This is a genomic window from Enterobacter cloacae complex sp. 397G4 (assembly GCF_050031515.1).
Lineage (GTDB): Bacteria > Pseudomonadota > Gammaproteobacteria > Enterobacterales > Enterobacteriaceae > Enterobacter > Enterobacter hormaechei_C.
In genome coordinates, this window is record NZ_JBLGWE010000001.1 from 2,308,634 (window position 1) to 2,327,374 (window position 18,741).

Below are 18,741 nucleotides of genomic sequence, written 5' to 3' on the forward strand. Positions count from 1 at the left end.
AATAATGTGAGTACCCTGCGATGATAAATACAACAAAGCTTGATCCGATCGAAACCGCGTCCATTGATGAATTGCAGGCGTTGCAGACCGCGCGCCTGAAGTGGACGCTGCACCACGCCTACAACAACGTTCCGATGTACAAACGCAAGTTTGATGCCGCGGGCGTTCACCCTGACGATTTCACCGAGCTGGCGGACCTGCAAAAATTCCCGTGCACCACCAAGCAGGATCTGCGCGACAACTACCCGTTTGATACCTTTGCGGTGCCGATGGAGCAGGTGGTGCGTATCCACGCTTCGTCGGGCACCACCGGAAAGCCGACCGTGGTGGGGTATACCCAGAATGATATCGACAACTGGGCCAATATCGTCGCCCGTTCCCTGCGCGCCGCCGGGGGCAGCGCGAAGGATAAAATTCACGTCGCCTACGGTTACGGGCTCTTCACCGGCGGGCTGGGGGCGCACTACGGTGCCGAGCGTCTGGGAGCGACGGTGATCCCGATGTCCGGCGGCCAGACGGAGAAGCAGGCGCAGCTGATCCGCGATTTCCAGCCGGATATGATCATGGTGACGCCGTCTTACTGCCTGAACCTGATTGAAGAGCTGGAGCGTCAGATGGGCGGTGATGCCAGCGCCTGTTCCCTGCGCGTCGGCGTGTTTGGCGCCGAGCCGTGGACGCAGGCGATGCGCCGCGAAATTGAAAAACGGCTGGGCATTACCGCGCTGGATATCTATGGTCTCTCCGAAGTGATGGGGCCGGGCGTGGCGATGGAGTGTCTTGAAACCGCCGACGGCCCGACCATCTGGGAAGATCACTTCTACCCGGAGATCGTCAACCCGAATGACGGCACGCCGCTGGCCGACGGCGAGCAGGGTGAGCTGCTGTTCACCACGCTGACCAAAGAGGCGCTGCCGGTGATCCGCTACCGCACCCGCGACCTGACGCGCCTGCTGCCGGGCACCGCACGCACCATGCGCCGGATGGATCGCATCAGCGGGCGCAGCGACGACATGCTCATCATTCGCGGGGTTAACGTCTTCCCGTCACAGCTGGAAGAGGAGATCGTTAAGTTCGAACACCTTTCGCCGCACTATCAGCTGGAGGTGAACCGCCGCGGGCATCTTGATTCACTTTCGGTGAAGGTCGAGCTGAAACAGAGCAGCTTAACGCTGACCCATGAACAGCGCTGTCAGGTCTGCCATCAGCTGCGTCATCGGATTAAATCGATGGTGGGGATCTCGACCGACGTGATGATCGTGAACTGCGGCAGTATACCGCGCTCCGAGGGTAAAGCCTGCCGGGTATTTGATTTGCGTAAAGTGGCAGCCAACGGTTGAATTTCCCTCACCCCAGCCCTCTCCCAAAGGGAGAGGGTGTATTAAGTACCCTCTCCCTTTGGGAGAGGATACACCCCAGATTCGTATGCTATGATTCATCCAGGAAAAAAATAACAACAGAATGAATCACATGAATAAACTTGATGCCTTTATCCAGCACGCGGTCAGCTCTGTTCCCGTCAGCGGAACGTCGCTTATCTCCTCGCTGTATGGCGACGCGCTTTCCCATCGCGGCGGAGAGATCTGGCTCGGCAGCCTGGCGGCCCTGCTGGAAGGGATGGGTTTCGGGGAGCGCTTTGTGCGCACCGCGCTGTTTCGCCTGAACAAAGAGGGCTGGCTGGACGTGTCCCGCATTGGCCGTCGCAGCTTTTACCGTCTCAGCGACAAGGGGCTGCGTTTGACCCGCCGCGCGGAAAATAAAATCTACCGTGCGGAACTGCCGGCGTGGGATGGTAAATGGCTGCTGCTGCTTTCCGAGGGGCTGGATAAAACCACGCTCGCGGACGTGAAAAAACAGCTCATCTGGCAAGGGTTCGGCACGCTGGCGCCGAGCCTGATGGCCTCGCCGTCGCAGAACCTGGCGGACGTGCAGTCTCTGCTGCATGACGCGGGCGTGGCGGAAAACGTCATTTTCTTTGAAGCCCATTCGCCGCTGGCCTTGTCACGCGCGGCGCTACGATCCCGCGTGGAAGAGTGCTGGCAGCTGACCGAACAAAACGCGATGTACGAAACGTTTATCAACTCGTTCCGTCCGCTGCTGCCGCTGCTGAAAGAGGCGCCGCCTGAGGATTTGACCCCGGAACGCTGCTTCCAGATCCAGCTGTTACTCATTCATTTTTATCGTCGCGTGGTGCTGAAAGATCCGCTGTTGCCGGAGGAGTTACTTCCTGCGCACTGGGCGGGACAGAGCGCGCGACAGCTGTGTATTAACATCTACCAGCGCGTGGCGGCGGGAGCCCTGGCGTTTGTCAGTGAGAAGGGGGAAACCTCCGTGGGCGAGCTGCCCGCTCCCGGCACGCTTTATCACCAGCGTTTTGGTGGTCTGAATATCACATAAGGAGAGGGTATGCCTGTTTATCAAATTGATGGTCTGACGCCGGTCGTGCCTGAAGAGAGCTATGTTCACCCGACCGCGGTGCTGATTGGCGACGTGATCCTCGGAAAAGGTGTTTACGTGGGACCTAACGCCAGCCTGCGCGGTGATTTTGGCCGGATCGTGGTGAAAGACGGCGCGAACATCCAGGATAACTGCGTGATGCACGGTTTTCCGGAGCAGGACACGGTGGTGGAAGAGGACGGGCATATCGGCCACAGCGCGATCCTGCACGGCTGCATTATCCGCCGTAATGCGCTGGTGGGGATGAATGCGGTCGTGATGGACGGGGCGACGATCGGCGAAAACAGCATCGTCGGGGCGGCGGCGTTTGTGAAGGCCAAAGCGGAGATGCCTGCGAATCACTTAATTCTTGGCAGTCCGGCGAAAGCGATTCGTGAGCTGAGCGCGCAGGAGATAGCGTGGAAGAAGCAGGGCACAAAAGAGTATCAGGTGCTGGTGGAACGCTGTAAGCAGACGCTGCATCAGGTGGAGCCGCTGCGGGAAGAAGAGCCCGGACGCAAACGGCTGGTCTTCGATGAGAATTTACGGCCCAAGTCGGCTGGCCGGGATAAATAAGGCCGTTCGTTCCCGCACGTTGCTCAAGGCGTGAAGATGAGCTCAATACGCTTCCGGCAGGGGGCGGTCAATCGACACCAGCTTTCCGCGCTTCATGGTGATATAGCCCCCGGCTTTAAGATCTGCCAGCACGCGAAAGACATGCGTGCGTGACAGGTTAGTGCGCTTGATGATAAAAAGCGCCAGGCCCTCATTCTCTCCCGTGTGGGTCTCCTGCCGATAGAGATAGCGATAGAGCATCGGTTTGATGGTCTGGTAGCTGGTGACCTGCCTGCGTTCATTGTGCAGATCGATGGTGAAAATGGACATGTAGGTCAGTATGGTGGCCAGCGCCTGCATGCGCTCACACCCGCCCCCGAAAAATAGCTGGTCGAAGTCGGCCCAGGCTATTCTCACCAGCTTCACCTTCGCACTGCTGCGATATTCATACTTCGCCAGTGGACAATACCTTTCCATTAACCCTATCGGCATATACTCGATAGTATTGCCAATATTTAGGCCATCATCAGGCATTAATATCGTCAGCGACCCTTCAGTACAAAAATAGATATAGCCAGGCTCGATGGTGAATTTTTTATATGCGGCAACGGTTAAGGCCTCGCCTTTACAAAGCATGTGCGGAAAGAATTGCCCAATATTGAGTTGCTGATAATAGGTATGGATATCCTGAAAATTCACGCTAAGCCTCTCCCCGCAACGTCTGCCGTGGTAGCGAGTATAGCAGCAATAGCCACCGGATTACGAACCGATAAATAACCAGTCCCATATGGGACTATGATGAGAAAGTATTCTGATTAGAATGGTCGTCAATGAGTTCGCATTAAAATTATCCGCCAACCGTAAATATCCAGGCGGCGCAATTAATCTATGAGGCCATTCAATGAAATTAACCCTAATTGCTAAACATCTGGCGCTTGCCGGTGTGTTGACGTCGCTGTCGCTTTCCGCGTTTGCGGAAGTGCAGCCGCAGGATGCCACTGCCACAACCCGGCAGGCAAATAACGCCCTGTATAACAAATTACCGTTTGCCGATAAAACCGACTTTGAGAACGCCCATAAAGGCTTTATCGCCCCGCTGCCGCAAAACATGATTAAAGGCGAGCAGGGGAACGTTATCTGGAACCCGGCGAAATATGATTTCGTGAAAGAGGGTGAAAAAGCCCCGGATACGGTAAACCCGAGCCTGTGGCGTCAGTCACAGCTGATCAACATTGGCGGGCTGTTTAAGGTCACCGACGGCGTGTATCAGATCCGCAATCTCGATCTCTCCAACATGACCATCATTGAAGGCGAGAAGGGCATCACCGTTATCGACCCGCTGTTAAGCGCTGAACCGGCGAAAGAAGCGCTGGATCTCTACTATGCAAACCGCGGCAAGAAACCGGTCGTCGCTGTGGTGATCACCCACAGTCACGTCGACCACTACGGCGGCCTGCGCGGTGTGGTTGACGAAGCCGACGTGAAGTCCGGCAAAGTGAAGATCTACGCCCCGGAAGGCTTTATGAAAGAAGCGGTTTCCGAAAACATTATGGCCGGGAATGCGATGAGCCGCCGTGCGAGCTATATGTACGGCAACCTGCTGAAGCCGGATGCAAAAGGCCAGGTGGGGGCGGGTCTTGGCACCACCACCTCTGCGGGTACGGTGACCCTGATCCCGCCGACCAACTACATTACCCATACCGGCCAGCAGGAAGTGATTGACGGGCTGACCTACGACTTTATGATGGCGCCGGGTTCAGAAGCCCCGTCCGAAATGCTGTGGTATGTCAAAGAGAAGAAAATGATCGAAGCCGCAGAGGACGTGACCCATACCCTGCACAACACCTACTCCCTGCGCGGCGCGAAAATCCGCGATCCGCTGGCCTGGTCTAAGTACATCAACGCCGCCATTGAGCGCTGGGGCGCGGACGCGGAAGTGATTATTGCGCAGCACCACTGGCCGACCTGGGGCAACGAGAATATCGTCAAGCTGATGAAAGGCCAGCGCGATATGTATCGCTACATCAACGACCAGACCCTGCGTATGGCAAACAAGGGGCTGACCCGCGACGAGATCGCCGCTGAATTTACACTGCCGGAATCGCTGGAAAAACAGTGGGCGAGCCGCGGCTATTACGGTTCCGTCAGCCACGACGTCAAAGCCACCTACGTGTTTTATCTCGGCTGGTTCGACGGCAACCCGGCTACCCTCGACGAACTGCCGCCTGAACAGGCTGCGAAGAAGTTTGTGGAATACATGGGAGGGGCCGATGCCATCATGCAGAAAGCCAAAGCTGACTATCAGCAGGGCAACTACCGCTGGGTGGCGCAGGTGACCAGCAAAATTGTCTTCGCCGATCCGCAGAACGCTGCGGCACGTAATCTGGAAGCCGACGCGCTGGAGCAGTTAGGTTACCAGGCGGAAGCGGGCACCTGGCGTAACTTCTACCTGACCGGCGCGCAGGAACTGCGTAATGGCGTGAAGAAGCTGCCGACGCCGAACACCGCCAGCCCGGATACCGTGCGGGCGATGACCCCGGAAATGTTCTTCGACTACCTGGGCGTGCACATCAACGGGGTGCGGGCCGGTAACGCGAAAGCGGTCTTTAACATCGATCTCGGTAAGGATGGCGGCAAATACAAGCTGGAGCTGGAAAACGGCGTGCTGAACCATACCGCCAACGCGCAGGCGAAGGATGCCGACGCAACCATCACCCTGGACCGCACCACGCTGAACGACATCATCCTTAAGAAAGAGACGCTCAAGCAGGCGATGGACAAGGGTGACGTCAAGGTGAGCGGAGACGGAGCGAAGCTGGAAGAGATGCTGAGCTACATGGACACATTTGACTTCTGGTTCAATATTGTCACGCCATAAGTTTAGCGTTCATCCTGGTTAATCCTGGCGCCTTATTACGATAAGGCGCCATTTTTTTTATTCACGCATCGCCAGCGCGCTGGCGCTTGCCGGATCGAACAGCGAAATACTCTCGATCTGATCCAGCATGAGCACTTTGCGAAAATCCATGGCGCTTTTGGGCTCCGAATCGAGCGTAATGTCATGCTCGGCATACCATTTGCTGTAGTTATGTTCGATACAGAGCTGCATGTTCTTCCCGTCACGGTAGCCGCTCAGCATCGGAATAAGTACGATATTGGCCGTTTTTTCATACTCCAGCGTGGCGGTATGGATCATGCCGATATAGATCCGCCGCGATTTCAGCGTGACGTGCGCCAGTTCACCTTCCTCCATGCACTGATAGAGCAGCTGTTCAATCCCGCTCGACTGCGCCAGCCGCTTGTACAATTTTTTCCGGCCCTCACCGTCCAGCCGCGCGCTTCCGGCCCAGTTCGAGCGATAGAGACAAAACAGGATCGCGAAGGTCAGCATCACCACCACCGGGGCCTGAATCCCCAGGAAGCTCCAGTTCATAAAATCAATTTGCCAGTCGGCATATTTTGCTGACGTGAAATGGAACGTGTTATCGGCGGCGGAGAGGGCGAACAACAGCAGCCACAGCAGGCCGGTGGCGATCACCCCCTGAAGAACAAAAATACAGCCATACAGTGCAACAAGAAAATAGACGTCCCAGCCAAAGGATCGCTTGATTTTAAACCGTGTTGAGAGGTCGCGGCTGGTGTACCAGTACCCGCATACCATCAATACCATGAATATTGCCGTTCCCATTTCAGGCCCTCTTCAGCGCGTTGACATGGCGCAGAAAGTCCTGCCGTACTTCGTGGCTTTTGTAGTTAACCGAGGCGTTTCCATCCTGATCGATGATGATGCGGTCGCCATCCTCTACGGCTTCGATAATTTCCTGGTGACTCATGACCTGCAACAAGGATTCCGGGCTGGAAAAGAGCGTCATCAGTAAATGTTTCATCGCGTGACATCCTTATGAATTAAAAGGATAAGTCTGGAAGATAAATGGCACCTTTGCCTTAAGGTTATCCCTAAAAAATCGGCAGCCTGGCGGCGAAATTCATATTTTTCACAAAATGGTTGTGCATGGTGATATTCCATGTAACTGAAAAACAATAAGAATAAAAAATATATCTGCGCAAACTTGGACAAATAAAGTTAATTGTGTAAGTTTAAATTATGCGATTCCGCTACGTTGTTTACACCCAGGATGTGACCCATGAGCACGTTGCCGTCCGTCATCAGTCGGTTCATTGATTACTACGCCACGCTGGATACCCAGCCACCTTCGGCGCTGGCGGGGATTTATCGCGCCGATGCCACGCTTATCGATCCCTTTGGCGAACACAGCGGGGTGTTCGCGATTCAGCGCTATTTCACCCATCTGCTGGCTAACGTCCAGCACTGTCGCTTTACCGTCGATGCACCGTTGCAGCAGGGCGATCGCTTTGTGGTCACCTGGATGATGCACTGGTCGCACCCACGTATCGCCGGGGGGGCAATGCGCCAGCTGCCAGGCTGCTCCGTGGTAGACATGCGCGACGATCGCATTGTTCGCCAGCGGGATTACTACGATGCCGGAGAGATGATTTACGAACATCTCCCGATACTCGGCTGGGCCGTGCGCGGCGTGAAGCGAAGAGTGAAATCATGAAAACGGTTCTGATCACCGGCGCAAGCTCGGGCATCGGGGCGGGGCTGGCGAAATCTTTTGCCGACGATGGTTACCGGGTGATTGCCTGCGGGCGCGATGCGCAACGTCTGGCAGCCGTGCATCAGTACAGCCCCAACATTACGGTGCGCCTGTTCGATATGACAGACAGGGACGCCTGTCGCCAGGCGCTGGCGGACTGTACTGCCGACACGGTGATTCTCTGCGCCGGAACCTGCGAGTATCTCGACCGCGGCGAGGTGGATGCCGAGCTGGTGGCGCGGGTCATGACCACCAATTTCATCGGGCCGGTAAACTGCCTTGCGGCGTTGCAGCCGCAGCTGGTATCCGGCAACCGCGTGGTGCTGGTCAGTTCGATGGCGCACTGGCTTCACTTCCCGCGAGCCGAAGCGTATGGCGCCTCTAAAGCGGCGTTAACCTGGTTCGCCGATACGCTGCGCCTCGACTGGGAACCGAAAGGGATTGCCGTCACGGTCGTTTCACCCGGTTTTGTCGACACGCCGCTGACCCGCAAAAACGATTTCCCGATGCCGGGCCGGGTCAGCGTGGGGGACGCCGTCCACGCCATTCGTCGCGGTCTGGCAAAAGGGAAGGATCACATCGCGTTTCCCGCCGGGTTCAGCCTGGCGCTGCGCCTGCTTTCCGGCCTGCCCGATGTACTTCAGCGCGCACTGCTGCGCAGGATGGTGCGACCATGAAAATCGCAATTATCGGCAGCGGCATCGCCGGGTTAACCTGTGCCTGGCGGCTCGCCGGACATCATCAGGTCACGCTGTTTGAGGCGCAGGCCACGCCGGGCGGCCATACCGCAACGGTGGATGTCGATACGCCGCAGGGCAGCTTTGCCATCGATACCGGTTTTATCGTCTACAACGACCGCACCTATCCGCGCTTCATGGGGTTGCTCAGCGAACTGGGCATCTGCGGGCAAAAAACGCAGATGAGCTTTTCGGTGCACAACCCGCAGAGCGGGCTGGAGTACAACGGGCACACGCTGACGTCGCTGTTCGCCCAGCGACGTAATCTGCTCAACCCGGCTTTCTGGACGCTGCTGAAGGAGCTCGTGCGCTTTAACCGGCTGGCGAAACAGACGCTCCGGGGCGAAGTCGATGGTTCCGCCACGCTGGAAACGTTCCTGCGCCAGCACCGTTTTACGCCCTTTTTTGCGCGCCACTACATCCTGCCCATGGGGGCGGCTATCTGGTCGTCGTCGCTACAGGAGATGAAACGCTTTCCGCTGCCGCTCTTTTTACGCTTTTTTGAAAACCACGGTCTGCTGGACATTACCCATCGTCCGCAGTGGTACGTGGTGCCAGGCGGCTCCAGGGAGTATATCCGCGCGATGCTGGATACGCTCGGCGATCGCCTGACGCTGCACCTTAACGCGCCGGTGCAGCAGGTTATTCGCCACGATCGTGGGGTTGATATTGCGCGTGAGGGCGTAACAGACACTTTTGATCAGGTGATCTTCGCCTGCCACTCCGCTCAGGCGCTGGCGATGCTCGCCAGCCCAACGCAGGCTGAACGCGAGGTGCTGGGGGATATCGGCTGGCAGCGTAACGAGGTGGTGCTTCACCGCGATCCGCGCTGGCTGCCGGTGCGCGAACGCGCGTGGGCGAGCTGGAACTACCGCCTCAGCGAGCAGGATCGGGCCAGCGCCTGCGTCACCTACAACATGAATATCTTGCAGGGACTGCCGCCGGGTAGCCCGCTGTTTTGCGTCACCCTCAACCCGGAAACGCCGGTGGAGGAACGGTTTGTGCTGCGCCGCTTTGTCTATGAGCATCCGCTTTTTAACCCGCAAAGCTGGCAAGCTCAGGCCCGGCGCGGCGAAATAAACGGTCGCCAGCGGAGCTGGTTCTGCGGCGCGTACTGGTACAACGGCTTCCACGAAGATGGCGTGCGCAGTGCGCTGGACGTGGTCAACGCTATCGCGACCGGGGAGGGCAACTGAGATGAACAGCTGCCTTTACCACGGTACATTGCGCCATCGTCGGCTTGCGCCGAAAGCGCACCACTTTACCTACAGCGTATTTATGGCCTGGCTCGATCTGGATGAGCTGGACGCGCTGCCCTCTGTCGGCGTGCGTCGTAACCGCGTTGCGCCCGCGGCATTTTATGATGCGGATTACCCGCTGGGCACGCCGCTCAAAGCGCGTGTCCTTGAGTGTCTGGAAAATCTGACCGGCGAACGTCCGGCGGGGCGGGTCATGCTTCTGACTCAGCTGCGCTATTTCGGTTTTCATTTCAACCCGGTCAATTTTTACTACTGCTATGACGGGGAAGACACCCTGCGCTGGGTTCTCGCCGAAGTCCGTAACACGCCGTGGAATGAACGACATTACTACGCGGTAGCGGGGCGGGACGCCCCGCCGACGGAGAAAGCGTTTCACGTCTCGCCCTTTAATCCGATGGATATGATCTACCACTGGCGCTTCAACAGCCCGGACAGCACGCTGCGCATGCATATCGAAAACCATCAGGAGACGAAGGTGTTTGATGCCACCCTGACGCTGCGCCGGGTCCCGCTGACGCGCACGGCGCTGCGTTCGCTGCTGGCGCGGATCCCGTTGATGACCCTCAAAACCGTTTTCGCCATTTACTGGCAGGCGCTCAGGCTGTGGCTGAAGCGCGTACCGCTGCATAACCATCCCCTCAGCAGGAGTGAACGCTCATGACCAATCCCGTCTTTGCGCTTGAACCCGATATCCCGCGCAACGTCCGCGTCGCGCGATGGTTGCTCTTCCGCCTGCTGAATGGCCTGCACGGTGGCTCGCTGACGCTGCGTGAAGGCGCGCAGACGTTCCAGTTCGGCGACGCTTCCGCCGCGCTTCACGCTGAGGTGCAGGTACTTGCTCCGGGCGTCTACTGGCGCATTTTAACCGGGGGCAGCCTCGCCGCGGCACAAGCGTGGATGGATGGCGACTGGGAGACGCCCCACCTGACGCCGCTGCTGGAGCTGATTGCGCGCAATAGCCAAATCCTCGGAAAGCTGGAAAAAGGGTTTCGCCTGCTCGGGAAACCGGTGGAGCGGCTGCGGCACTGGATGCGGCGCAACTCACGCGCGCAGGCGCGGGAAAATATTGCCGCCCATTACGATCTGGGCAACGCCTTTTACGCCCATTTCCTTGATGAACATCTCCTGTACTCCAGCGCGCTGTTTAGCGGGGACGAGCAGGATCTGACCGCGGCTCAGCAGGCGAAAATGGCGAGGCTGTGTGACCAGCTGGCGCTCACGGCAAACGATCATCTGCTGGAGATTGGCACCGGCTGGGGGGCGATGGCGGAATATGCCGCCCGTCATTACGGCTGCCGGGTGACCACCACCACGCTGTCGCAGGAGCAGTACCGCTGGGCCACCGCGCGCATCGCCCGGGCAGGGTTGCAGGATCGTGTTGAGGTGCTGCTCTGCGACTACCGCGATCTGACCGGGGTCTACGACAAGCTGGTGTCGGTTGAGATGATTGAGGCCGTCGGTCAACGCTACCTGCCAACATTTTTCCGCACCTGCCAGGCGCGTCTGCGTCCAGGCGGGCGGATGGCGATTCAGGCCATCACCATTCAGGATCAACGCTATCGCGACTACAGCAAAAGCGTCGATTTTATTCAGCGCTACATCTTCCCCGGCGGCTTTTTGCCCAGCATCACCGCCATGAATGAACTCATGACCCGCCATACCGATTTTGTGGTGCGTAACCTCTTCGATATGGGACCGGACTACGCCCGCACGCTGGCGCACTGGCGTCAGCGGTTCGTTCACGCCTGGCAGGAGATTGAAAAGCTCGGGTTTGATGACCGTTTCCGCCGGATGTGGCTGTACTACCTCGGCTACTGTGAAGCCGGGTTTAATGCCCGCACCATCAGCGTGGTGCAGCTGACTGCGGAACGCGTATGAAGCGCTACGGGCAGGTATTTCTGTTGGCCATCGGGTTTGATCTCTACTGGACGCGCTCTGGGCGCTGACGGGGCTGATTGCGTTCACGGGCGCGTCCCTGATGCCGCTATGGATGGTGGCGCTGTGGCTAATGTTTGCCACCGTCTGGACGCAACTGACCCGCACGACCACCTTGCCGGGCTGGTTGCTGACGGTACTGGCGACCCTGGGCGGGCCGGTGGCCTACCTGATCGGCGAGCGTCTGGGGGCCGTTTACCGTTTATACCTCTCAGCTTCTGACGCCCGACGGCAGCTATACAGGGTTAGACGGCGATAATGCGCTGATTATCACCTATGCCCGGGACATCGATGGTGACGACCTGGTTGAGGCGACCGGCGACCAGTGTCAGGCGCAGGGCATTTTGCAGCAGGAGCCGCAGAGTGAAGCCTGGCTGAGCGAGTATCCTGAACTGCGTCAGCAGTTAATCGGAGGACCACAATGAAACGTTTCCTGTTAATGGCGCTTGCCCTGACGATGCTGGTGGCCGGATGTAGCACCGAGGTGACAGAGTATCGTCAGCAGCAGCCACGGCTTGATATTTTTACTTACTTCCAGGGGAAAACCGAGGCGTGGGGGATGGTGCAGGATCGCAGCGGTAAGCAGATCCGTCGTTTTCACGTCGAGATCGCCGGGGATGTTATCGGCGATACGCTGACCCTGAATGAACATTTTGTCTACGATGACGGCGAGAAGCAGCAGCGCGTCTGGCATATCCGCCGCGTAGGGCAGAATCGCTATGAAGGCACGGCGGGTGACATAGAAGGTGTCGCGACAGGCCAGGCGGCGGGCAATGCCCTTAACTGGCGCTACAGCATGAACGTGAAGGCGGACGGCAAAACCTGGCTGCTGCACTTTGATGACTGGATGTATTTGCAGGACAGCACCCGTCTGTTTAATAAAACCGAGATGAAGAAATTTGGCGTCACCGTCGCCACGGTGACGCTGTTCTTTACCCGCAAAGAGGGCGGTTAATCCTCTTCGGGCTGAGGTTTACTGCTTGAGTAGATGAAGAAGAGCGCAATACTCAGGCAGACGACGGCCCCGAAACGGCTCACTGAAAACGGAATGGCTTCATTGTTCAGCCAGCCAAAGTTATCAATCAGCATGCTCATGGCCAGCTGGCCCAGGATAACCGCTACCGTGGCAACGGCGGTCCCGATGCGCTGCACTGCGAGCACCATAATCACGATATAGGGCACGCCGCAGAGGGCCCCCAGAAGCTGCCATTTGGGTACATCCATCAGGCTGACCGCCTGTTTCGGCTCAAAAAAGAAGATCAGCAGGGCGGTCACCAGCGCGCCGACGGAAAACGTCAGAAACGCGCTTTTAAATACCCCCACGCTGCTGCCTAATTGCCCGTTAATGGCAGCCTGAATGCTCAGCGTTGCGCCGCCAATCACCGCCAGAATAATCATAATTACTGTCATAACGTTACCCCTGCGCCACGAGAATGAGCGCGGCGATGATAAATCCCAGCGCAATAATGCGTTTTGTATCGATCCTGCGGTGCGGCGTACCCAGCAGGCCATAGTGGTCAATAATCAGGCTTTTAAAAACCTGGCCTGCCAGAATGCCGATCATCGTCATGGCAATGCCGATCGCAGGCGTGGCAATGGTGAGAATGATGACGTAAACCGGGCCGAGCACGCCGCCCAACAGGTGCCATGAAGGCTGCGCAAAAAATGAGGGACTGTTGCGCGGGCTGAAAAACAGCATCAGCAGAAACGTCAGCCCCGTTCCCACGCTGAATATGCTGAACGCCGCCCACAGGTCGCCCACCTCTGCGCCCAGCGGCCCCAGCAGCCCGGCTTCCACGGACAGCCCCATGCCGCCGGCAATCACCAGTAAAATTAAAATAATGTGCATAACGCTTTTTCTCCTTTTTCCAGGCGGAGAAGATTACGCCTGAACATCATTGAGAAAAATGCCATAATGCAGGAAACACCTTTGCAGGAAATGCATTAATGATGGGTGCCGGACATATCAGCATTCGCGCGCTGCTGATCTTCATCGACGTTTATGAAACGCAGAATTTTTCCGTGGTGGCGAGGCGGGAAGGGATTTCTGCGTCGCAGGTCTCACGCGTGATCCACCAGCTTGAGGACGCCCTCGGGCAACAGCTTTTCTACCGCAACACGCGGGCGATTATGCCCACAGAGAGCGGGCATCTTTTTGTGCGCTATGCCCGTGCGATGGCCGGGAATATGGAGGACGCGCGACGCGAGCTGGATGAACGCGCCCGCGAGCCGTCGGGCACGCTGCGTATCAATGGCCCGGTCTTTTTCGGACAAAGGCACATCGCGCCGGGCCTGCCGGGGCTTCTGGCGCGTTACCCTCGTCTCTCCATTGAACTGACCCTCACCGACGATTTTATCGATCCGCACCGTGATGCCGCGGACGTTATCTTCCGCATCGGCGCGCTGACGGACTCCTCGTTTCACGCCCGGGTGTTCGGGCAGCAGTTCTATCATCTGGCGGCCTCGCCGGACTATCTGCAAAAACATGGCGCGCCCGAGGGGCCGGACGATCTCAGCCGTCACCACTGTCTGGTTTACCGCGGCTCGTCCGGGCCTAACCGCTGGCTGATCCGGCGGCCGGGCGAGGCGTGGGTTCACTATCCCATTGTACCGCTGATGACTTCCAATAACGCGGAAACGCTCCTGATTGCGGCGCTGGGCGGCATGGGCGTTGTGCTTTTCCCGGACTGGATGGTGAGCGAACGGCTCAAAAGCGGTGAGCTGGTGGCGCTGCTGCCGGAAATGGAGTGTTCAATTAATACGGAGCCACTGACGATTGCGGCGATTTACCCGAACGCGCGTCATCCGCCCCTGAACGTCAGGGCGGTGATTGATTACTATATTGAGCGGTTCGGTACGCCGCTGTACTGGCAAACCTGAAGGTTAGCGGGCAAGCTCGCGACGGATAATGTCGGCCCCGGCGCTTAACGCCTTCAGCTTACCGTTGGCGACCTGGCGGGAAAGGGGGGCCATACCGCAGTTGGTGGACGGATAGAGCTTGTCTGCATCAACAAACTGCAACGCCTTGCGCAGCGTATCGGCCACCTCTTCAGGCGTTTCGATGGTCTGGGTGGCGACGTCAATTGCCCCGACCATCACTTTTTTACCGCGGATAAGCTCCAGCAGATCCATCGGCACGCGCGAGTTGTGGCACTCCAGCGAGATGATATCGATCTTCGAGGTCTGTAACTTTGGAAATGCCTCTTCATACTGGCGCCACTCGGAGCCGAGCGTCTTTTTCCAGTCCGTATTGGCTTTGATGCCGTACCCGTAACAGATATGTACCGCGGTTTCGCATTTCAGCCCTTCAATGGCGCGCTCCAGTGCGGCGATACCCCAGTCATTCACCTCGTCGAAAAAGACGTTAAAGGCAGGTTCGTCGAACTGAATAATGTCGACGCCGGCCGCTTCCAGCTCGCGGGCCTCCTGATTGAGAATTTTAGCGAACTCCCAGGCCAGCTTTTCGCGGCTTTTATAGTGGGCATCGTATAGCGTGTCGATCATGGTCATCGGGCCGGGCAGCGCCCACTTGATCGGCTTGTCAGTCAGCTGGCGCAGGTATTTCGCGTCGTCAACAAACACCGGCTTCTGGCGCGCCACCGCTTCTACCACGGTCGGCACGCTCGCATCGTAACGGTTACGGATGCGTACCGTCTGACGGTTCTCAAAATCCACGCCGCTGAGATGTTCAATAAAGGTGGTGACGAAATGCTGGCGGGTTTGTTCCCCGTCGCTGACGATATCAATCCCGGCGCGAATCTGTTCATCCAGAGACAAACGCAGCGCATCCTGTTTCCCTGCCAGTAATTCCTCGTCCTGGAGTTTCCACGGCGACCAGAGCGTTTCCGGCTGCGCAAGCCAGGTGGGTTTCGGCAGGCTGCCAGCCGTTGATGTCGGGAGCAATGTTTTCATAAAAGAACCTTTTATCCGTATTAAATTAAAGCGTGAAGTGTTGAGACCACTGCTCAAGAAGGGTTTTATAGGGTTTGATAAACCGCTCTTCGGTATATTTACCCTGTTCAATGGCCAGCCGGCTGCGCTCTTCACGGTCATAGACGATTTTGGTTAATGAGTGATCCTGCTGATTCAGGTCGGGCTGATAGCACTGTCCCGCAGCGGAATTGGCATTGTAAATTTCTGGTCGATAGATCTTCTGGAACGTCTCCATGGTGCTGATGGTGCCGATCAGTTCCAGATTGGTGTAATCACGCAGTAAATCGCCGGTGAAGAAGAAGGCAAAAGGCGCGACGCTGTTTTCCGGCATGAAATAGCGAACCTTCAGGCCCATCTTCGCGAAGTACTGTTCCGTTAGCGACTCGCCGTCCGGCTGGTACTCATAGCCCAGCACCGGGTGGTGGTTACCGGTACGACGATAGGTGTCTTTGCTGGAGACGCTCAGGCAGATCACCGGCGCTTTTTTAAAGTTCGCCTGATATTCCGCAGAATGAACGAAGCTTTTAAAGATATTGCCGTGCAGCTCGCCAAAATTCTCGGGGAGAGAGAAACGAGCCCGGTCTTTATTATGCTCCAGCAGCAGGACGCTGAAATCATAGTCACGAACATACGATGAGAAGTTATTTCCGACGATGCCTTCGATGCGCTCGTGGTTTTTTTTATCCACGATCGTCGTTTGCAGAATTTCGATGGCCGGGAAAGTAAAATCGCCGCCGATATTCATATCGACTGAAATAATCTCCAGCTCGACGGCATAGCGGTCAGCTTTCGGGTTTTCCCAGCTCGCCAGCGCGTTAAAGCGGTTGTTGATCATCACCAGCGTATTGCGCAGGTTCTCCTGACGCTTCTCGCCACGCGCCAGGTTGGCGAAGTTGGTGGTGGTACGCGTGTTTTCTGACGGGTTATAATTTTCATCAAAGCAACTGCGCTTAAGGGTAAATGTGAAAGCCTGACTCATTTGGTTATGCATCCTAAGTTCATGTTGCCGGAACGTTATCAATGCATAATTTATGCCTGAGCCACTGGCGCAGGGGAAGTGACTTAATTTCACTGCAACATGAGGGTTCTTCATGAACTGCGCGATTCAGGTATAATCCCCCGACATTTCCAACCGGTTTAAACGAACATGACAAAACTCACCCTACAAGAGCAGATGCTGAAAGCGGGCTTAGTCAGCAGTAAAAAGATGGCGAAGGTCCAGCGCACGGCGAAAAAATCCCGCGTCCAGGCTCGCGAGGCGAGAGAGGCTGTTGAAGAGAACAAGAAAGCCCAGCTGGAGCGTGATAAGCAGCTGAGCGAACAGCAAAAACAGGCGGTGCTGGCAAAAGAGTTCAGGGCGCAGGTGAAGCAGCTGATTGAGATGAACCGCATCACCGTGGCGAAGGGCAACATTACCTTTAACTTTACCGACGGCAACCTGATCAAAAAAATCGAGGTCGATAAGCAGACGCAAACCCAGCTGATCAACGGCCGTCTGGCGATTGCCCGACTGGTGATTAACGCGAATGGCGACTGTGATTACGCGATTATCCCGGCGGTAGTGGCGGATAAAATTGCCCAGCGCGATGCGGACAGCATTGTGCTAAACAGCGCCCTGAGTCAGGAAGAGCAGGACGAAGACGATCCGTACGCAGACTTCAAAATCCCTGACGATTTAATGTGGTAATCCCCGCTCAGAACGGCGCGGCGTGACGGGCGTTTATCGTCTCGCCGCTCAGCGGATGAATAAAATTCAGAGCGCTTGCATGCAGCATCAGCCGGGGCGTTTCTTCCGCCCCCGGCCATTCCAGACCACCATACAAATCGCACCCCAGAATAGGGTGGCCTAACTGCTGGCAGTGAATGCGCAGCTGGTGGGTGCGCCCGGTCTCCGGGGTAAGCTCAACCCGCGTCAGCGGCATTATCGTATCCTGGTAAATACGTTCCACCACCCGATAGCGCGAGCGAGCGGGCTTACCGGTGCGGGCACAGATCGTCATCAGCGGAAACAGCGCCGGATCTTTGGCAATCGGCGCATCCACGGTCCCTTCGTCCTGTTCCACATGTCCGCACAACAGGGCGGTGTAAACCTTGTTCACGGCGCGCTGACTGAACTGGTGGCAAAGCGCGGCGTTGATCGCTTTGTTACGCGCAATGACCATCAGACCCGAAGTGCCAAAATCAAGACGATGCACCAGCGTGCAGCCGGGAAAGGTTTGAACAAGACGGTGGTGGACGGAATCGAGGTTTTGCGGATTTTTCCCCGACAGGCTGAGCAGACCGGAAGGTTTATTGATCAGCAGCAGATGCTCGTCCTGCCAGAGGATCTCAATGTCGTCGTGACAGGGTGGTGCAATAAACGTATCGATAATGACAGACATCAGGCCGCCGGGCTGGAGAGTGGGTGCGGATGATAACGAAATACGGGGGAAAAGAAAAACCCTCCCACCGGGCGGTGAGAGGGGGAAAACTTAGGCAGCGACCAGGCTGTCGATAGCGGCTTTCGCGTCGGTCTGCGCTTTGGTGGCCACTTCCGGGCCGTAAGCGATACCTTCAGCGAACACGAAGTTCACGTCGGTAATGCCGATGAAGCCCAGGAACAGCGTCAGGTACGGTGCGACCAGGTCGGTAGGGGTATCTTTGTGAATACCGCCGCGGCTGGTCAGTACAACCGCACGCTTGCCTTTCACCAGACCTTCCGGGCCATTCTCGGTGTAACGGAAGGTTACGCCAGCACGCGCCACCAGGTCGAAGTAGTTCTTCAGCTGGGTAGGAATGTTGAAGTTGTACATTGGGGCGTTGATCACGATAACGTCGTGCGCCTGCAACTCAGCAATCAGCTCGTCGGAGAGCGCCAGGGCTTCCTGCTGACGCGGGGTAAGAGGTGCATCGCTCGGACGCAGCGCGCCAACCAGCTCGCCGTCCAGCACAGGAATTGGGTTTGCCGCCAGGTCACGCACGGTGATTTCATCCGCGCTGTGCTGTTCACGCCACTGTTCAACGAAATAGTCAGACAGCTGACCAGACTGTGAATACCCTGCCAGAATACTGGATTTCAACACTAATACTTTGCTCATGGGAAATTCCTGTTTTGTATTTGATTGAGGGGGGTGCCCCGTTGCTTGTTGACACTTTATTCACAATCCTGCCACAGGGATAGCGCAATATATCGAAGCCTATGTTCGAATTTTTTGAATAAGGCGCGAAAAGCGCTGATGTGGTACTCTATACCAATCATTAAAAAGAGATTTTATCCGGCAGTGCACTGCC

Annotated in this window: 21 protein-coding genes and 2 pseudogenes; 14 read left to right on the forward strand and 9 right to left on the reverse strand. The window is 56.9% G+C overall.

The genetic code is table 11. The annotated features are described in order from the left end of the window. Positions 1-20: 20 nt before the first annotated feature. The 3 genes from paaK (at position 21) to paaY (ending at position 3,009) form a co-directional block, all read left to right on the forward strand. Positions 21-1,337: a phenylacetate--CoA ligase PaaK gene (gene paaK / locus ACQG1Y_RS11245; protein WP_017384511.1), complete on the forward strand. Its 1,317-nt coding sequence runs from the start codon at positions 21-23 to the stop codon at positions 1,335-1,337. Positions 1,338-1,458: 121 nt separating this feature from the next. Continuing rightward, complete coding sequence (gene paaX / locus ACQG1Y_RS11250; RefSeq protein ID WP_032103751.1) at positions 1,459-2,394, forward strand: phenylacetic acid degradation operon negative regulatory protein PaaX; 936 nt, start codon at positions 1,459-1,461, stop codon at positions 2,392-2,394. 9 nt (positions 2,395-2,403) lie between these two features. Then, a complete protein-coding gene (gene paaY / locus ACQG1Y_RS11255) occupies positions 2,404-3,009 on the forward strand; it encodes a phenylacetic acid degradation protein PaaY (protein WP_368740433.1) in 606 nt (201 codons plus the stop codon). A gap of 42 nt (positions 3,010-3,051) precedes the next feature. On the opposite strand, the gene ACQG1Y_RS11260 is transcribed toward paaY, so the two are convergent. Then, complete coding sequence (locus ACQG1Y_RS11260) at positions 3,052-3,687, reverse strand: helix-turn-helix domain-containing protein (RefSeq protein WP_426736766.1); 636 nt, start codon at positions 3,685-3,687, stop codon at positions 3,052-3,054. 202 nt (positions 3,688-3,889) lie between these two features. Between ACQG1Y_RS11260 and ACQG1Y_RS11265 the strand changes: the two genes are divergently transcribed. Then, positions 3,890-5,866, forward strand: a complete 1,977-nt coding sequence (locus ACQG1Y_RS11265) for an alkyl/aryl-sulfatase (protein ID WP_017693471.1) — start codon at positions 3,890-3,892, stop codon at positions 5,864-5,866. Positions 5,867-5,923: 57 nt separating this feature from the next. Here the strand turns inward: ACQG1Y_RS11265 and ACQG1Y_RS11270 are convergent, their stop codons facing one another. Both ACQG1Y_RS11270 and ACQG1Y_RS11275 read right to left on the reverse strand, forming a co-directional pair. Continuing rightward, complete coding sequence (locus tag ACQG1Y_RS11270; protein WP_368740430.1) at positions 5,924-6,676, reverse strand: hypothetical protein; 753 nt, start codon at positions 6,674-6,676, stop codon at positions 5,924-5,926. A gap of 1 nt (position 6,677) precedes the next feature. Further along, positions 6,678-6,875, reverse strand: coding sequence for a hypothetical protein (locus tag ACQG1Y_RS11275; RefSeq protein WP_003857318.1), 198 nt, complete (start codon positions 6,873-6,875; stop codon positions 6,678-6,680). 258 nt (positions 6,876-7,133) lie between these two features. On the opposite strand from ACQG1Y_RS11275, the gene ACQG1Y_RS11280 reads away from it, so the two are divergent. From ACQG1Y_RS11280 to ACQG1Y_RS11315, 8 genes and pseudogenes are all read left to right on the forward strand, one after another. Beyond that, entirely contained in the window at positions 7,134-7,568 is a 435-nt protein-coding gene (locus tag ACQG1Y_RS11280; protein ID WP_063135138.1) for a nuclear transport factor 2 family protein, read from the forward strand. Further along, complete coding sequence (locus ACQG1Y_RS11285; protein ID WP_017384506.1) at positions 7,565-8,284, forward strand: SDR family NAD(P)-dependent oxidoreductase; 720 nt, start codon at positions 7,565-7,567, stop codon at positions 8,282-8,284. The genes ACQG1Y_RS11280 and ACQG1Y_RS11285 overlap by 4 nt, the downstream gene beginning before the upstream one ends. Further along, positions 8,281-9,540, forward strand: coding sequence for an NAD(P)/FAD-dependent oxidoreductase (locus ACQG1Y_RS11290; RefSeq protein WP_368740429.1), 1,260 nt, complete (start codon positions 8,281-8,283; stop codon positions 9,538-9,540). Before ACQG1Y_RS11285 ends, ACQG1Y_RS11290 begins: the two co-directional genes overlap by 4 nt. Before the next feature lies 1 nt (position 9,541). Next, complete coding sequence (locus ACQG1Y_RS11295; protein ID WP_045357753.1) at positions 9,542-10,264, forward strand: DUF1365 domain-containing protein; 723 nt, start codon at positions 9,542-9,544, stop codon at positions 10,262-10,264. Beyond that, positions 10,261-11,481: an SAM-dependent methyltransferase gene (locus ACQG1Y_RS11300; RefSeq protein WP_047733401.1), complete on the forward strand. Its 1,221-nt coding sequence runs from the start codon at positions 10,261-10,263 to the stop codon at positions 11,479-11,481. Before ACQG1Y_RS11295 ends, ACQG1Y_RS11300 begins: the two co-directional genes overlap by 4 nt. Before the next feature lie 40 nt (positions 11,482-11,521). Continuing rightward, a pseudogene (locus ACQG1Y_RS11305) lies at positions 11,522-11,734 on the forward strand (DUF2878 family protein); the annotation flags it as partial. Next, positions 11,724-11,936 (forward strand): annotated as a pseudogene (locus tag ACQG1Y_RS11310) (hypothetical protein); the annotation flags it as partial. The pseudogenes ACQG1Y_RS11305 and ACQG1Y_RS11310, both read left to right, overlap by 11 nt. Positions 11,937-11,959: 23 nt before the next feature. Then, entirely contained in the window at positions 11,960-12,493 is a 534-nt protein-coding gene (locus tag ACQG1Y_RS11315; RefSeq protein WP_032653483.1) for a DUF3833 domain-containing protein, read from the forward strand. Here ACQG1Y_RS11315 and ACQG1Y_RS11320 read toward each other — a convergent pair. Beyond that, positions 12,490-12,948, reverse strand: a complete 459-nt coding sequence (locus ACQG1Y_RS11320) for a DMT family transporter (RefSeq protein WP_003857305.1) — start codon at positions 12,946-12,948, stop codon at positions 12,490-12,492. The two genes, ACQG1Y_RS11315 and ACQG1Y_RS11320, sit on opposite strands and share 4 nt — an antisense overlap. 4 nt (positions 12,949-12,952) lie before the next feature. After that, on the reverse strand, positions 12,953-13,387 hold the full coding sequence (locus tag ACQG1Y_RS11325) for a DMT family transporter (RefSeq protein ID WP_003857304.1): 435 nt from the start codon (positions 13,385-13,387) through the stop codon (positions 12,953-12,955). A 98-nt stretch (positions 13,388-13,485) separates the two neighbouring features. On the opposite strand from ACQG1Y_RS11325, the gene ACQG1Y_RS11330 reads away from it, so the two are divergent. Further along, positions 13,486-14,418, forward strand: coding sequence for a LysR family transcriptional regulator (locus ACQG1Y_RS11330; protein WP_033486781.1), 933 nt, complete (start codon positions 13,486-13,488; stop codon positions 14,416-14,418). A 3-nt stretch (positions 14,419-14,421) separates the two neighbouring features. On the opposite strand, the gene ACQG1Y_RS11335 is transcribed toward ACQG1Y_RS11330, so the two are convergent. Next, complete coding sequence (locus ACQG1Y_RS11335; RefSeq protein WP_086524455.1) at positions 14,422-15,450, reverse strand: methionine synthase; 1,029 nt, start codon at positions 15,448-15,450, stop codon at positions 14,422-14,424. A gap of 25 nt (positions 15,451-15,475) precedes the next feature. Continuing rightward, positions 15,476-16,450, reverse strand: coding sequence for a DUF1852 domain-containing protein (locus ACQG1Y_RS11340; protein WP_426736767.1), 975 nt, complete (start codon positions 16,448-16,450; stop codon positions 15,476-15,478). Between the two features lie 168 nt (positions 16,451-16,618). Here ACQG1Y_RS11340 and ACQG1Y_RS11345 point away from each other — a divergent pair, with 168 nt between their 5' ends. After that, positions 16,619-17,158 (forward strand): DUF2058 domain-containing protein, encoded by a 540-nt coding sequence (locus ACQG1Y_RS11345; protein WP_017384500.1) that lies wholly within the window; start codon positions 16,619-16,621, stop codon positions 17,156-17,158. A gap of 7 nt (positions 17,159-17,165) precedes the next feature. On the opposite strand, the gene ACQG1Y_RS11350 is transcribed toward ACQG1Y_RS11345, so the two are convergent. Both ACQG1Y_RS11350 and azoR read right to left on the reverse strand, forming a co-directional pair. Further along, the gene (locus ACQG1Y_RS11350; RefSeq protein WP_017384499.1) at positions 17,166-17,852 is read right to left on the reverse strand and encodes an RluA family pseudouridine synthase; all 687 of its coding nucleotides are present in this window, start codon (positions 17,850-17,852) and stop codon (positions 17,166-17,168) included. Positions 17,853-17,942: 90 nt separating this feature from the next. Continuing rightward, positions 17,943-18,548 carry an FMN-dependent NADH-azoreductase gene (azoR, locus tag ACQG1Y_RS11355; RefSeq protein ID WP_015570577.1) on the reverse strand — a complete coding sequence of 202 codons (606 nt, stop codon included), beginning with the start codon at positions 18,546-18,548 and terminating at the stop codon, positions 17,943-17,945. Between the last annotated feature and the right edge of the window lie 193 nt (positions 18,549-18,741).

Excerpts from the sequence above, each read along its gene's own strand:
- ACQG1Y_RS11340 (WP_426736767.1), bottom strand. The coding sequence starts at position 16,450 with ATGAGTCAGGCTTTCACATTTACCCTTAAGCGCAGTTGCTTTGATGAA.
- ACQG1Y_RS11275 (WP_003857318.1), bottom strand. The coding sequence starts at position 6,875 with ATGAAACATTTACTGATGACGCTCTTTTCCAGCCCGGAATCCTTGTTG.
- ACQG1Y_RS11290 (WP_368740429.1), top strand. The coding sequence starts at position 8,281 with ATGAAAATCGCAATTATCGGCAGCGGCATCGCCGGGTTAACCTGTGCC.
- paaK (WP_017384511.1), top strand. The coding sequence starts at position 21 with ATGATAAATACAACAAAGCTTGATCCGATCGAAACCGCGTCCATTGAT.
- ACQG1Y_RS11350 (WP_017384499.1), bottom strand. The coding sequence starts at position 17,852 with ATGTCTGTCATTATCGATACGTTTATTGCACCACCCTGTCACGACGAC.
- paaX (WP_032103751.1), top strand. The coding sequence starts at position 1,459 with ATGAATCACATGAATAAACTTGATGCCTTTATCCAGCACGCGGTCAGC.
- ACQG1Y_RS11335 (WP_086524455.1), bottom strand. The coding sequence starts at position 15,450 with ATGAAAACATTGCTCCCGACATCAACGGCTGGCAGCCTGCCGAAACCC.
- ACQG1Y_RS11320 (WP_003857305.1), bottom strand. The coding sequence starts at position 12,948 with ATGACAGTAATTATGATTATTCTGGCGGTGATTGGCGGCGCAACGCTG.
- ACQG1Y_RS11330 (WP_033486781.1), top strand. The coding sequence starts at position 13,486 with ATGATGGGTGCCGGACATATCAGCATTCGCGCGCTGCTGATCTTCATC.
- ACQG1Y_RS11295 (WP_045357753.1), top strand. The coding sequence starts at position 9,542 with ATGAACAGCTGCCTTTACCACGGTACATTGCGCCATCGTCGGCTTGCG.
- ACQG1Y_RS11345 (WP_017384500.1), top strand. The coding sequence starts at position 16,619 with ATGACAAAACTCACCCTACAAGAGCAGATGCTGAAAGCGGGCTTAGTC.
- ACQG1Y_RS11315 (WP_032653483.1), top strand. The coding sequence starts at position 11,960 with ATGAAACGTTTCCTGTTAATGGCGCTTGCCCTGACGATGCTGGTGGCC.
- ACQG1Y_RS11280 (WP_063135138.1), top strand. The coding sequence starts at position 7,134 with ATGAGCACGTTGCCGTCCGTCATCAGTCGGTTCATTGATTACTACGCC.
- ACQG1Y_RS11325 (WP_003857304.1), bottom strand. The coding sequence starts at position 13,387 with ATGCACATTATTTTAATTTTACTGGTGATTGCCGGCGGCATGGGGCTG.
- paaY (WP_368740433.1), top strand. The coding sequence starts at position 2,404 with ATGCCTGTTTATCAAATTGATGGTCTGACGCCGGTCGTGCCTGAAGAG.
- ACQG1Y_RS11300 (WP_047733401.1), top strand. The coding sequence starts at position 10,261 with ATGACCAATCCCGTCTTTGCGCTTGAACCCGATATCCCGCGCAACGTC.
- ACQG1Y_RS11285 (WP_017384506.1), top strand. The coding sequence starts at position 7,565 with ATGAAAACGGTTCTGATCACCGGCGCAAGCTCGGGCATCGGGGCGGGG.
- ACQG1Y_RS11265 (WP_017693471.1), top strand. The coding sequence starts at position 3,890 with ATGAAATTAACCCTAATTGCTAAACATCTGGCGCTTGCCGGTGTGTTG.
- azoR (WP_015570577.1), bottom strand. The coding sequence starts at position 18,548 with ATGAGCAAAGTATTAGTGTTGAAATCCAGTATTCTGGCAGGGTATTCA.
- ACQG1Y_RS11270 (WP_368740430.1), bottom strand. The coding sequence starts at position 6,676 with ATGGGAACGGCAATATTCATGGTATTGATGGTATGCGGGTACTGGTAC.